Source organism: Limnoglobus sp. (genome assembly GCF_059499385.1).
The window spans coordinates 3848-17005 of sequence record NZ_JCABYM010000135.1 but is presented as its reverse complement, the minus strand read 5'-3'; the positions used below and the strand labels follow the sequence as shown (position 1 = coordinate 17005).

At 68.0% G+C, this 13158-nt stretch carries 13 protein-coding genes and 1 tRNA gene; 3 read left to right on the top strand and 11 right to left on the bottom strand.

Annotation, left to right across the window (positions count from 1 at the left end; translation table 11 throughout):
* Positions 1 to 93: 93 nt before the first annotated feature.
* The 3 genes from AC5JJ2_RS23915 (at position 94) to AC5JJ2_RS23905 (ending at position 3748) form a co-directional block, all read left to right on the top strand.
* Entirely contained in the window at positions 94 to 1101 is a 1008-nt protein-coding gene (locus AC5JJ2_RS23915; protein ID WP_495860559.1) for a galactose oxidase, read from the top strand.
* 9 nt (positions 1102 to 1110) lie between these two features.
* Positions 1111 to 2349, top strand: a complete 1239-nt coding sequence (locus tag AC5JJ2_RS23910; RefSeq protein ID WP_495860557.1) for an MFS transporter — start codon at positions 1111 to 1113, stop codon at positions 2347 to 2349.
* Between the two features lie 70 nt (positions 2350 to 2419).
* Positions 2420 to 3748, top strand: a complete 1329-nt coding sequence (locus AC5JJ2_RS23905; RefSeq protein ID WP_495860556.1) for an MFS transporter — start codon at positions 2420 to 2422, stop codon at positions 3746 to 3748.
* On the opposite strand, the gene AC5JJ2_RS23900 is transcribed toward AC5JJ2_RS23905, so the two are convergent.
* The 11 genes from AC5JJ2_RS23900 to AC5JJ2_RS23850 all read right to left on the bottom strand — a co-directional run bounded on the left by AC5JJ2_RS23900 (position 3711) and on the right by AC5JJ2_RS23850 (position 12969).
* Positions 3711 to 4829: a mandelate racemase/muconate lactonizing enzyme family protein gene (locus AC5JJ2_RS23900; protein ID WP_495860555.1), complete on the bottom strand. Its 1119-nt coding sequence runs from the start codon at positions 4827 to 4829 to the stop codon at positions 3711 to 3713. The two genes, AC5JJ2_RS23905 and AC5JJ2_RS23900, sit on opposite strands and share 38 nt — an antisense overlap.
* Positions 4826 to 5707 (bottom strand): creatininase family protein, encoded by an 882-nt coding sequence (locus tag AC5JJ2_RS23895; protein WP_495860554.1) that lies wholly within the window; start codon positions 5705 to 5707, stop codon positions 4826 to 4828. Before AC5JJ2_RS23895 ends, AC5JJ2_RS23900 begins: the two co-directional genes overlap by 4 nt.
* Positions 5708 to 5827: 120 nt before the next feature.
* Positions 5828 to 6040, bottom strand: a complete 213-nt coding sequence (locus AC5JJ2_RS23890; protein WP_495860553.1) for a DUF3185 domain-containing protein — start codon at positions 6038 to 6040, stop codon at positions 5828 to 5830.
* A gap of 19 nt (positions 6041 to 6059) precedes the next feature.
* Positions 6060 to 6695 (bottom strand): hypothetical protein, encoded by a 636-nt coding sequence (locus AC5JJ2_RS23885; RefSeq protein WP_495860552.1) that lies wholly within the window; start codon positions 6693 to 6695, stop codon positions 6060 to 6062.
* Positions 6677 to 7105, bottom strand: coding sequence for a phage holin family protein (locus tag AC5JJ2_RS23880; RefSeq protein WP_495860551.1), 429 nt, complete (start codon positions 7103 to 7105; stop codon positions 6677 to 6679). The genes AC5JJ2_RS23885 and AC5JJ2_RS23880 overlap by 19 nt, the downstream gene beginning before the upstream one ends.
* Before the next feature lie 183 nt (positions 7106 to 7288).
* A tRNA-Val gene (locus tag AC5JJ2_RS23875) sits at positions 7289 to 7360 on the bottom strand.
* A gap of 41 nt (positions 7361 to 7401) precedes the next feature.
* Positions 7402 to 8826 carry a neutral/alkaline non-lysosomal ceramidase N-terminal domain-containing protein gene (locus tag AC5JJ2_RS23870; RefSeq protein WP_495860550.1) on the bottom strand — a complete coding sequence of 475 codons (1425 nt, stop codon included), beginning with the start codon at positions 8824 to 8826 and terminating at the stop codon, positions 7402 to 7404.
* A complete protein-coding gene (locus tag AC5JJ2_RS23865) occupies positions 8813 to 10018 on the bottom strand; it encodes an MFS transporter (RefSeq protein ID WP_495860549.1) in 1206 nt (401 codons plus the stop codon). Before AC5JJ2_RS23865 ends, AC5JJ2_RS23870 begins: the two co-directional genes overlap by 14 nt.
* A gap of 3 nt (positions 10019 to 10021) precedes the next feature.
* Positions 10022 to 10930, bottom strand: a complete 909-nt coding sequence (locus AC5JJ2_RS23860) for a dihydrodipicolinate synthase family protein (RefSeq protein WP_495860548.1) — start codon at positions 10928 to 10930, stop codon at positions 10022 to 10024.
* An 8-nt stretch (positions 10931 to 10938) separates the two neighbouring features.
* Positions 10939 to 12117: an enolase C-terminal domain-like protein gene (locus AC5JJ2_RS23855; RefSeq protein ID WP_495860547.1), complete on the bottom strand. Its 1179-nt coding sequence runs from the start codon at positions 12115 to 12117 to the stop codon at positions 10939 to 10941.
* Positions 12118 to 12123: 6 nt separating this feature from the next.
* A complete protein-coding gene (locus tag AC5JJ2_RS23850) occupies positions 12124 to 12969 on the bottom strand; it encodes an amidohydrolase family protein (RefSeq protein ID WP_495860546.1) in 846 nt (281 codons plus the stop codon).
* Between the last annotated feature and the right edge of the window lie 189 nt (positions 12970 to 13158).

Here is a 13158-nt window from a genome sequence, read left to right as displayed (position 1 = left end):
GGAGGAAGGCTACCCCCCTCCCTAACCCTCCCCCCCAAGGGGGGAGGGAACAAGAGGTCTCACCGAGCCTGGACCGTTTGTTGTGTCCTCGTTATTGCTCTATGTTTCTTCACCACGAACCCCGCGGCGGCCCAGTGGATGAAGCTCAAGCCGCTCCCGGACGCGGAGGGGTTCGCGGGGGCGTTCGCGGGCGTATCGCACGGCGTCCTCCTCGTCGCGGGCGGGGCCAACTTCCCGGACAAGAAGCCGTGGAACGGCGGCAAGAAGGTCTGGCACGACACGATCTTCGCGCTCGAAAAACCGGACGGCGACTGGAAGGCCGCCGGTAAGCTGCCGCGGCCGCTCGGTTACGGCGTGTCCGTGTCGCACCGCGACGGCGTGATCTGCGTCGGCGGCAGCGACATGGATCGCCACTACGCGGATGTCTTCCGGTTGGAATGGAAGGCCGGGTCGGTCGCACGAACGGAGCTGCCACCACTGCCCGAACCCGTCGCGAACCTGTGCGGCGGGCGGATCGGCGACACGCTCTACGTCGCGGGCGGGCTGGCGAAGCCGGACGCGACCGAACCGCTGAAGTGCTTCTACGCGATGGACCTCGCGGCAACGTCCCCCAAGTGGCGGAAGCTCGACCCGTGGCCCGGCCGCCCGCGGATGCTGGCCGTGGCCGCGAACGCCGGCGGCTCGTTCTGCCTCGTCGGCGGCGTCGATCTCGTCATCAAGAACGGCAAGGCCGAACGCCAATATTTGAAGGACGGATTCGTCTACCACCCCGACACCGGTTGGAAGCCGATGCCGGACCTGCCGCACCCGGTCGCGGCGACCGCGTCGCCGGCCCCGTTCGACGACCGCGGGTTCCTCGTGCTCGGCGGCGACACCGGCGAACACGTCGCCACGTCGCCGGACAAACACCCCGGCTTCGCGAAGCAAATCCTCCGCTTCGACATCGCACAAAACAAATGGCACGCCGCCGGAGAGCTGCCCGCCCCGCGGGTGACGCTGCCGTGCGTCCGCTGGCGCGACGCCTGGGTTCTCCCGAGCGGCGAGGCCCGGCCCGGCGACCGCTCGCCCGACGTGTGGTCCTTCCTCCCACCCCCGAAGTAGCCCCGCCGCATGAACCCGTCTCCCTCCCTCGCGAAGGCCGCGTGGCTAACAGTCGCGCTGCTCTGGCCCGTGGCCCTGCTGAACTACCTCGACCGGCAGATGCTCACGACCATGCAGTTCTCCATCGGGAACGAAATACCTGAGGCACTGGACAAGGCGCGGTGGGGGTACATGCTCGGCCAGTTCAAGTGGGTGTATGCGTTCCTCAGCCCGGTCGGCGGGTACATTGCGGACCGGTTCAGCCGCCGGTACGTCATCTGCGGCAGCCTGTTCGTCTGGTCGGCCGTGACGTGGGCGACCGGACAAGTCACGACCTACGACGGCCTCCTCTGGACGCGGACGCTCATGGGGCTGAGCGAGGCGTTCTACATTCCGGCCGCGCTCGCGATGATCGCCGACTACCACCTCGGCAACACGCGGTCCCGCGCCGTCGGCCTCCACCAAACGGCGATCTACTGCGGCGTCATCGTCGGCGGGTTCGGCGGGTACGTCGCGGACGCCCCGGCCCTCGGCTGGCGGCTCGCGTTCGACGTGACCGGCCTCGTCGGCATCGCCTACGCCCTGCCGCTGCTGTTGATCCTCCGCGACGCCCCGCGGTCGGAAACGGTCGTCGCGAAGCCGTCGCCGACGGTCGCGTTCACGGAGTTGCTCACGAACGTGTCGTTTATCCTCCTCGTGCTGTACTTCACGCTCCCGGCGCTGGCCGGGTGGGTCGTCCGCGACTGGATGCCGTCGATCCTGAAGGAGCAGTTCAACATCGGTCAGGGGAAGGCCGGCGTTTCGGCGACGCTGTTCGTGAACGTCGCGGCCCTCGTCGGCGCGTTCGTCGGCGGGTGGCTGGCCGACCGTGCGATGCGGCGGACGGTTCGCGGCCGGATCAACGTCAGCGCCGCCGGGATGGCCCTCATCATTCCCGCGCTGTTCGGCATCGGCAACGCGCCGGAACTGTGGGTCGCGGTCGCGTTCCTCATCCTCTTCGGCCTCGGCTGGGGGTTCTTCGACTGCAACAACATGCCGATCCTGTCGCAGATCGTCCGCCCGGAGCTGCGGGCCACTGGGTACGGGATCATGAACCTTGTCAGCATCAGTTGCGGCGGGTTCGCCGACTGGGGCTTCGGCGCACTGCGGAGTCAGGGCGTGGCGCTGAACCTGATCTTCGGCGCGTTCGCGAGTACGGCCGTGGTGTCGATCGTGCTCGTGCTGTTGATCCGCCCGCGGCCGGAGCTGGCGGGCGCGAAATCTTCTTGACCTTACCGAGCGGTTCGACGCAAATGGGTCGAACCCTCCCCACCGCCCGTCCCGCCGCCGCCATCGAAACATGGGTTCACTCGAACCGGAACCACGGCCGACGCGGGCGCGATTCGTCGTCGCCGCGTGGCTGTGCGGGCTGTCGGCGGTGCTGTACCTCGACCGCCTCTGCATGTCCCAGGCACTCAAGCCGATCCAGGACGAGTTGAAGTTCACGAACGTCGAGATGAGCTACGTGCTCATGGCGTTCACCCTCGCCTACGGGCTGTTCGAGATTCCCACCGGACGGCTCGGCGACAAGCACGGGTCGCGGGCCGTCCTCACCCGCATCGTCATCTGGTGGTCGATCTTCACCGGCCTCACCGGCGCGTGTTCCGGCCTGCTCACGTTGATTCTCGTGCGGTTCCTCTTCGGCGCGGGCGAGGCCGGGGCGTACCCGAACGCGGCCCGCGTCATCGCCCGGTGGTTCCCGCTGACGGAGCGCGGCCGGGTGCAGGGGGCGATGATCGCCGCGTCGCAGTTCGGGGCCGTCCTCGCGCCGACGGCCACGGCGCAGCTCATTCACTACGCCGGGTGGCGGTGGGCGTTCGTTGCGTTCGGGGCGGTCGGCGTCGTGTGGGCCGTCGGGTTCTGGTGGTGGTTCCGCGACGACCCGGCCGCGCACCCGAGCGTGAACGAGGAAGAACTCGCCACGATCCGCGCGGGCGGCACGCTGACGGCGAACGAGCACGCCCCGATCCCGTGGCGCGCGGCGCTCACGAACCGCGGCATCCTCGTCCTCGCCGCGATCATGGTGTGCGGGGCGTTCTACACGTACTTCTTCTACTCGTGGTTCCCGAAGTACCTGGCCGACGCCCGCGGGTTGGAGAACCGCGCGGTCGGGTGGCTCACGTCGTTCGTGCTGGCCGGGTCGGCCGTCGGCGTGCTGTTCGGCGGCTGGCTGGCCGACTGGATCGCGCGGACCTTCGACGACGCGGTGACGGCCCGCCGCTACCTCGGCGTCGGGTGCTACTTGACGGCCGCGGCGTGCCTGTTCGCGGGCATCCGGTGCGACGATCCGTACTCGCTGGCCGCGCTGTGGGGGGCGTCGTTCTGCGCGATGCACGTCACGCTGCCGAACTGGTGGTCGGTCGCGATCCCGCAGTGCGGCACGCACGTCGGCGCGCTGTTCGGGCTGATGAACGGGCTGGGCGTCGTCGGGGCGATGGCGTCGCAGGGGTTCGTCGGCGTGTTCACGAGCTGGCAGGAAGGGCAGGGCCTCACCGGCCGCGCCGCGTGGGACCCGCTGTTCGACGTGTACGTGATCGTGCTGTTCGTCGGTGCGGCCGTGTGGTGGAGCTACCGGTATCGGCCGTTGCCCGTCACCCAACTCCGTACCGGCGAATCGCCTCCGGGTTGAGGTCGATGCCCAGCCCCGGCTTCTCCGGCAGCGTCAGGAACCCGTCGGCGTCCGGGCGGAATGGGTTCACGATCAGGTCATCGACATACGGCGACGGCGTCAGGAACTCGACGTACTTCGCCACCGGCATCGCGCACGCGAGCTGCACGTCGGCCGCCAGCCCGACGGCCGTGTTCCACCCGTGCGGAACCCACAGGACGTTGTTCTCGTAAGCCGCCCAGGCGATCCGCCACGCATCCGTCAGCCCGCCGCACTTCGTGCAGTCCGGCTGGACGATGTCCACGGCCTTCAGCTCGAACAGCGGCCGGAAGCTCTGCCGCCGGGTCAGCACCTCGCCGGTCGCGATGGGGACGGGCGAGAGCCGCCGCAGTTCCGCGAACCCGGCCACGTCGTCCGGCGGCAGCGCCTCCTCGAACCACGCTACGTCGTTGGCCGCGAGCATCTGGGCCGTCCGCAGCGCCCACTTGTACCCGTGCGGCCAGAACGCTTCGCTACCGCCGGCGTCCACCATGATCTCCACGGCCGGGCCGACCGTCTCGCGGGCCGTTCTAACGAGCAGTTCGTCGGTCCGCGAGTCACGGCGGCCGAACGGCTTCCAGCCGAGCTTGATCGCGCGGAACCCCCGCGCCACGGCGGCCGTCAGTTTCTCGCGCAACGGCTCGACCTCGTCGAACAGAAGCGAGCCGTAGGGCTTGATCTTGTGTCGGTAGATGCCGCCGAGCAGCCGCGCGACGGGTTGGTTGGTGAGCTTGCCGAACAGGTCCCACAGGGCGATGTCGATGCCGCTGATGGCGTGCTCGACGCTCCCGCCGCGGCCCTGCCAGAACGTGTGCTGTCGCAGCTTCTCGCTCACCCGCGCCGGCTCGTCGGCCCGCTCGCCGATCAGGAACGGCCGCAGCAATTTCGCGGCGGCGGCGACGAGGTCGCGGCTGGTGAACGTGCTGCCGACGCCGACGAGGCCGGAGTCGGTGACGACTTCCACGATGGTGTGGACGTTGTCCTCCGGCGTCAGTTCCTTTGCCCAGCCGCCCTCCACCGTGCCGCCGGTCAGGCCGGTGAGCCGCAGGTCCGCGATGGTCATGCGTCGCCCCCCAGCGGCCGTTGGCCCCACGGCAACGGCATTGTCGGCGGCGTCCGGTGACGGTCCTTGCGAACGTCCTTCGGCCGGTCCTTGAACCACGTTACGAACCGCACGAGCTGCTTCACCGCCTCCTCGTAAGCCTGCCGCCCCTTCTCCGGCGTCGCTAATTCCGCGTCGCCGAGGACGCCGGTGTCCGAGTAGCTGCTCGTCCATGACACGACCGTCGCCGGCCCCGCGGCGAACAGGTCCACCCAGTTGAACGGGCTGTTCTCGTCGTTGAAACTGATCGTGCCGCTTTCGACCTTGTCCTTCCGCACGTAGTCGCCGTCGAGGTACAGGTACAGGCTCGTCTCCAACTCGCAGGCGTGGGAGCAGCCGCCGGGGAACTTGCTCTGCCGCCAGTTCGGGAGGAACTCCTTGTCCACGGTGAGCAGGTTCCACCACGCGATCGGGCAGCACTCGGCGTCCGTCTCGAGGTTCGTCCGCCGGGCGACGAGGTCGAGGTTCGGCATGTTCGACCCGTGACCGTTGAGCAACACGATCTTCTTGAACCCGTGGTACGCCAGCGACTTCGTGATGTCGAGCACGTGGTGCATGAAGTGCTCGAAGTCCTGGTTGATCGTGCCGGGGAAGTCCATGACGTGCCCGGTGTACCCGTAGGCGACGACCGGTAGGACGAGCAACTTGTCGGCGATCTCGCGGCCCGCGCCGGTGGCGATCCCGACCGGGCAGACGAGGTCCACGTCCAGCGGGAGGTGGTGGCCGTGCTGCTCGACCGCCCCGCACGGGACGACGCACACCTTGCCGAGTTCGACCGCGTCGTCGATCTCCGGCCACGTCAGCTTCTCGTACCGGTACTCCGTCTTCGCGCGAGTCATCCGCCGCCTCTGGGGTGTGGGTTGAAGCGATGCGATGATACCGGAAGTGAATCGACGACACCCAGAGAAATGACGAAGGCGGAGGAATTTTTCCTCCGCCTTCGTTGACTGTCGTGTTGCTCAGATGTCGCGTTTCCCGCTCGCCAGCATGACGAGGCCGGCGATCACGGCCACGCCGCCGATGACCGGCGGAATCCAGACCGTCTTTTCCCGCTCGGCCGTGACCTGCACCGGCCCGGCGTCCACGACCTTGTCCTGGGTCACGTAGCTGAACCCGCCGTAGCCCAAGATCAAGGCCCCGACGACGATCATGATTATGCCGAACAGTCGCATGGGAATCTCCAGTTAAGGGTTACATCAGGTGACGATCCTGAATTCGGTTATGCAGCCCGCCGGTGCCGGCCTCGATGGTGTTCTTCACGAGGTTCGGCACTTGGGTGTGAATGTTATCGCGGAGCGAGGCGGTCGCGGTGTTGAACGTCTCCTCCGCGAGCTGCTGCAGCTCCGTGCGGACCTTCGCCCAAAGGTTGTCGAGAATGCCCGGTTCCCGCGGGGCCGCCGCCGGCGTGTACGACTGCGGCGGCGTGAACGGAACTTGGTTCGTCGCGGTTGGGACGGTCGATTCGGACCGCCGGCCGCCGACGAGCAACCCAGTCACGAACCCGGCCGCCGTCGCACCGAGGACGGAGGCCCACGGGTTCTCGCGAATCTTCCGGCTCACGTCGAACTGCTCCTTCACCACGTCGGTGACGGCCGCGACGGAGTTCTTAACCGTGTCGGTGATCGCCCCCGGCCCTTCCGTCACGAGGGATTTCACCTTCTCGACCGTGTCCGTGATCGTGTCGGCGGCGGTCTTGACGGTACCGAGAACTTGGTTCTCGAGCGCGACGACCTTCTCCGTGATCGCCTCGCGGGTGTGGGCCATGTCCCGCTCGATCTCTTCCGGCTTGCGAACGGGCGGGGTCGGGTCTACTTTTTCGTGTTCCACGTGATGTTCTCCTTGATGGCGTTGAAGGTCTTGTCCGGCAGCGGGTTGAACTTGTTGATGAGCCGATTGCTCACGACGGCACACACGACCCCGGCGGCCGAGAAGGCCAAGCCGATGATGCCCCAGGAAATCCACATCTGCAGGCCGACTTGCTCGTGGAGGAGGTACACGAGGGCGGTGATGAATCCCAGTGCCCCGACCGTGCCGAGGACGATGCCGATGCCGCCGTACTGGGCCGCGAGGATGGAGTGCTGGAGGTCTTCCCGGACCTCGCTCTTGAACATCTCCATCTGCTGCTTGGCGAGCGTCCGGCCGTCTTCGAGGATGCCGGTCACGAGGTTGGTGATGCTCGGCGTGCTGGGGTCCGGAGTGTGTTGCAGGGGCGGGGATGCGTATTCGGTGTGTGCCATGGCCGGCCTCCTCGGTGGTGACGGTCGAGGATGCAACGGGTGTGCCAACCCGGTCGCAGGTCGTGGAGAGCTTATTTCGAGGGCGGTTGGTTAACGGGCTGGTAGCTAAAGCGATGGGATTTGAGAAGCAGCTTTCTCAACGAGGACGGAAGGGTCGGTGCTGCGGGAGGGGAAGGTGGGGAGTGGGCGCTACAGGATTTGAACCTGTGACTTCGTCCGTGTGAAGAACGCACTCTACCGCTGAGTTAAGCGCCCGGCACTTATTACTCTAGGGAGGTTTGAAGGAGGGTCAAGGTTCACGCGAGTTCGCGGAGGTGGTTGGAAATGGCTTCGATCAGCACGCCCAAACTTTCCGGGGCGATGGCCGCGATCTTCTCCTGGTAGATGCCTTTCCCGTAGCTGGCGGCCGTCGGGACGTAGCCGGGCTGCCAGCCGTTCGTGACGGTAGAAATCAGCAGCGGCCGATCCGGAAACCGCTGCCGGAGGGTCGTCTGGAAGGCGTGGTAGAGTTCGCCGGGCGAGAACACCCAGAACGCGCCGCCGAGGTGCCAGACCTCGACCGAGAGCGGGAACGCCTTTCCTTCTGGGAGGGATTGCAACCTTGCGATCTGGCGAGTCATCTGCTCGATCATGGCCCTACAGTCACGGCGGCGGGTCGGGTCGGTCGCCGCCGCTTCTTCCTCTTGCCACATCGCGAGGTCGGCCCTCGTTTGAGCCATCGTCGGCAGGTCGGCTCGGTAAGGCACCTCCACGACGACGGACCGACACGTCCAACTCGTGTTCCGTTCGGCCGCCCGTTCGGACAGTGGGCGGTGTTCCCACGATCCCAGCGTCGCCCCGGAGAGGACGGGGCCGGCGTACTCGAAAACCGTCCCGGCCGCCGCGAGCGGTTCGAGGCCGGAAAGGGCGGCGAAGCCGAGCTGCCGGCCGTTGCGGTCGGCGACGGCCGGGTCGCCGACGTACCCTTCCCGCGGTCCCAGGTCGCCGCACGCGCCGAGGAGGAACACGCACGGCGACTGCGTGTGCGATTCGACGACCTCCCGCATCGCGCCGACGTAGTCCGGGCTGATGAGCGTGTTCTGCCACGCGAGCGTCGTCGGGTGGCAGGCGTAGTTCACCACCGTGCCGAGAACGTCTCCTGAATCCGCCACGACCTTCGCGAGGAGAACCGTGTCGTCCGTCGGCCCGGACGGGTTGTAGCCACAGACGAACTGCTCGCTTGTTTCGTCCCAGAAGTCGCGGTGGGCGGCGAGGTCGCAGCGCGACTTGCCGTAGAGGATCGTCACCGACCGCGCCGCGGCCTTCGCCGACGCCGCGATTTCAGCACACGCAGCCGCGACGTGGTCGAGGTACGGGCCGACCTCCTCGCCGCCGGGCAGGTGCGACCGACTGCGGGACATCCAACCGGCCCCGTGCGTGTGGGAGAGCGCAACCTGTATCGAACCGGGTTGCAATCCGGTGGCCGAGGAAACGGCCCGGCGGATGTTCGTCACCTCCGACCGGTCGAGCAGGCAGTGGTCGAGCGCGAGGACGATCTGCGTGCCGGCCCGTTCGACCGATTCCAGGAACAGGGCCGTCGCCGTCAGCGGGCGGTGGACGCCGGTGGCCGTGTCGTGGGTCGCGGCCCCCCACATGCGGTGGTAGATGCCGACCGGCGGCGTGATGTCGGCCTGGGCGAACGCCGCCCGACACCGGGTTTGCGGGGCTTCAACGCGCGTCATATTCCGCCTCGAACAGCGGCCGCCTCGGGTTCAGTACCGCCCACAGAAGGGCGTCGAACGCGAACAGGGCCGCGAAGAAGAGAAGGACCAGGTTCCAGTCGCCGCCCCCGGCGACGTACCACCCGGCGAGCATCGGGAACAGGGCGGACCCGACGTTCCCGCACATGTTCATGGTGGCGAAGACGGTCGCCACGCTGCGGCCGCCGAACTCGATGGCGACCGAGTACCCGCTGACGCCGCCGAACACGCCCCAGAAGACGCCGACGCCGATGCACAGCACGGCCAGCGTCGGGTCGGCCACGAAGTACGCGCCGACCGTCATGCCCGCACAGACGACCATGCCGAACACCGCGACGCCTTGCCGGCTGAGCCGGCGGTTGCCGGTGGTGCGGAGCAGCCAGTCGGAGGTCAGCCCGCCGAGGATGCCGCCGACCATCGCCGCGACGCCCGGCAGCGACGCGAGGTGGCCCGACTGTTCCTGCGAGACGCCCCGCGTTTCCTGGAGGAACCGCGGGAACCAGGTCCAGAAGAACGTCATCGCGGCCGACCGGATGAACTGTTGGCCGCACAGCAGCACCATCGGGCGGCTTTGAACCATCGTCCGGAACGCCTCGCCCCACGGGATCGGGTCGGGCCGGGGTGCGTCGCGCTCCGGGACCGCCCACAAGTAGACACAGGCCCAGAGGAAGCCGGGGATCGCGCAGACCAGGAACACCGCCTGCCACGTGAGAACCGTCAGCAGTTGCGCGACGAGGGCCGGGGCGATGGCGAAGCCGAGCGACTGGCCGCAGATCAGCCAGCCGGACGCGGACGCCCGTTCCGACGCCGGGAACCAGCCGCCGATGGCCTTCGTCGCGCTCGGGAACACGCCGGCCTGGGCGCAGCCCATGAACGACCAGACGAACAGGATGCCGAGGTAGCCGGTCGCGAAGTACATGACGCCGGTGAACAGCGACCAGAGCACGGCGAACAGCACGAGCGCGAGGCGACTGCCCCACCGGTCCGCGAGCCACCCGGCGGGCAGCTGCAGGAAGGCGTAGCCCCAGTACCATGCCCCCATGACGACGCCCATCGCCGCCTCGTCGAACCCGAGGTCGCGCTGGATGTCCTTCGTCGGCACGCTGATCGCGTTCCGCTGCACGTAGGCGATGACGGCGGCGAGGACGAGCAAGGCTAGCACGCGGTACCGCACGGGTCACGTCAGGGCCGCTTGAAGGAGGGCGAACAGCCGGTCGAGTTCGGCGGCCGTTTCCGGGTCGAGTTCCCACCAGTACGGCCGCCGCCGCCGGGCGTTCGGGAAAAGGCCGCGCTTCACCATGAGGTACTTCTCGACGGCGAGGAACCCGTCCAACCCGGCCTGCAGTTGCAGCGTGACGATGCCGCACACGGGGAAGTAGACGCGGTACGCGGTGGCCTCGTCGCCGCGCTCGAGCGCCCGCCACAGGGCGGCGACGCCGTCCAGCACGTCTACGCCTGGCATAGTGCCGGCCGCGCCGCGGCGGAAACTGTCGATGGAGTAGATGCCCCCGGACCCCTCGAAGATGCGGGCCGCCCCGCCGGTCGCGTCGCGAAGGGCGGAAATGTTCGGCCCGTTCGGCGCGGCCTCCGGCTTGAACAGAATCTTGTCCGGCCCGTACCGGTTCAGCAGTTTCACGTACACGGCGAGCGGGATGGCCTGCCCGACGTAACTTGACGCATCTTGAACGATGACCGGGATCGTGAGGGAATCGGCGAGCGTGTGAAAGTGTTCGACGAGCGCGGCCTCGGACAGCTTCGCCGTCAGCGGGGGCACGGCCATGACCGCGTCGCACCCGGCCCGCTCCGCTTCTTGCGCGAACGCGACGGCCTGCTTCGTGCTCTCCGCGCCGACGGCCATGAACACCGCCCCGCGGCTGGCCGTCGCCTCGACGAGCAGCTGCGTGAGTGCGATCCGCTCCTGGAATGTCAGCCGCATAACCTCGGACACCATACCAGTCCCGATGCCGTCCGACCCTTGTTGGAAGGCCCAATCCACTTCTTTCTTCAACGCCGCCCGGTCGATCTCGTCGTCGGCCGTGAACGGGGTGTGAACGATCGGCAAGACGCCCTTCAACACTCGCGGCATGATCCCTCCTACCAGTCGCCGACGCTGCCGTCCGGGTAGAAGACCCGCTGGAGCAGCTCTTGTTGGAACGGGTGCTTCCGCACTTCCTTCTCGTCGATCGTGATGCCGAGGCCGGGCTTCGCGTTCGGCCGCACGATCCGGCCCTTCGGCTCCACCGTGAACCCTTCCTGCACCACGTCCTGCCGCCAGGGTACGTCCGCGTGAACCGTCTCGCAGATGACGTAGCTCGGCTGGCTGAACCCGAATTCGAGCGACGCCGCCGTGCTGACCGGCCCCTGCGGGTTGTGCGGCGCGAGCGCGATTCGGTGGGCCTCTGCGAGCGCCGCGACCCGGCGGGCTTCCGTGAACCCCCCGCAGTGCGTGATGTCGAGCTGGCACACCTCGCAGGCGCGGGCGGCGAACAGGTCGCGGAACGCGGCCAGGTGCGTGACCCGCTCGCCGGTCGCGATCGGCGTTGCGACGGCCCGGTTGATCGCGGCCAGCCCGTCCACGCTCTCCGGCCAACAGGGTTCTTCGAGGAAGTAGAGGCCGTAGGGTTCGAGTGCCTTCGCGAACTGCAACCCCATCGCCGGGGACGGCCGGGCGTGGCAATCGACCATGATGTCCGGCCCGTCGCCGACCGCCTCCCGCATGGCGTGGACGGCCTGCTCCGCGGCGCGGATCGGTTTCAGCCCGTCCAGCGGCAGCGTCGGCGGGACGGCCATCGTCTTGAACGCCGTGAACCCGTCTGCGACGGCCTGCCGGGCGAGGTCGGCGAAGCGCTCCGCGTCCTCGGCCGCCGTCTCGTAGAAGTCCTCCATCTTCCCGCCGCCGAGGTGGCAGTACGTGCGAACGTGGTCGCGGACCGGGCCGCCCCACAGCTTCGCGAGCGGCAGCCCGGCGACCTTGCCGAGGATGTCCCACAGCGCGATGTCGATGCCGGCGACGGCCGTGGCCCGGACGATACCGTGGCCGTGCCAGAAGTGTTGGCGGTACATCATCTGCCACAGGTGCTCGACCCGCGTGGGGTCTTCGCCGACGATCAGCTCCGCGATGTCCTCGACCGCGCCGACGACGGCCCGCGTGTGCCACTCCAACGTCGCCTCGCCCCAGCCGAAGAGGCCGTCCTGGTCGGTCAGCACCTTTACGAACACCCAGTTCCGCATCCGGGCGTGGCAGACGTTCGTTTCGATGCCGACGATCTTCATGACAGCTCACGCCAGGCCGAGGAGGGGCAGGGAATCGCGGTGGATCATCGCCTCGATCTTCGCCGCGTCCAGCCGGGGCAGGGCGGTCCCGTCGAGCATCGCGTTCAGCTTCCGCAGGCCGTCGATGCTCGCCGTAACGGTGGTGAACGGGTAGTCCGTGCCGAACAGCACCTTATCCCAGACGCCGTACTCCTGCACCAGCATGAGGCTGTGGTAAAGCTGAAACGGCCGGTAGTGCAGGGCACTCACGTCCGCATACAGGTTCGGGTTCTTGCGGATCGTGGCGACGCACTCGCCCTCGTAGGGGTGGCCGAGGTGCGCGAGGATCATCGTCACGTCCGGGTGGCGGATGGCGGCCGCATCGACGTGCCGCGGCAGGGTGCATTCCAGCGGGGCCTGCGCCACGAACGTGGTCCCGGTGTGCAGCAGGACCGGCAGCCGGTACTTCGCGGCGTACTTCCACAGCGGGTCGAGCCGGTCGTCATCAGGGCGGAACCCGGCGTACATCGGCATCAACTTGATTCCGCGGAGGCCGAGCACTTCGTGGCCGTCGCGCAGCTCCCTCTCCCAGCCCGGCTGGGTCGGATCGAGGGAGAGGAAGCCGATCAGCGTATCGGCGTGGGAAGAGACGTACTCGGCGACGTGTTTGTCATCGACCCAGACGCCGGAGAGCCTCGCCTTGCCGCCGAAGACGACCGTGCGGACGCCGGGGACGGAAGCCGCTAGGTACTCGTCAAATCGGACAGTGAGATCGACCTCGGTTCCGGCGCGGGCGCGTTTGGCCTGTTCGCGGAACGCAGGCGAGAAGTCGCGGGGGTATTCCCAGAAGTGACTGTGAACGTCCACGATCATGACGCGGCGGCATCCGGCGGCGGGGATGGCCCATCATGCGCGGTAACGAGGGAGTTTGCAAGGAGGTGGTTCAATAAACCGGCGAGCCGAGCGGCGTCAGCCGCCGGGGGAGGGAGTGGAAACACCCGGCGGCCCCCCCGCCGGCCCCCCAAAAACCCCACACCCAAAACCCGAACACCCCCCCCCCCC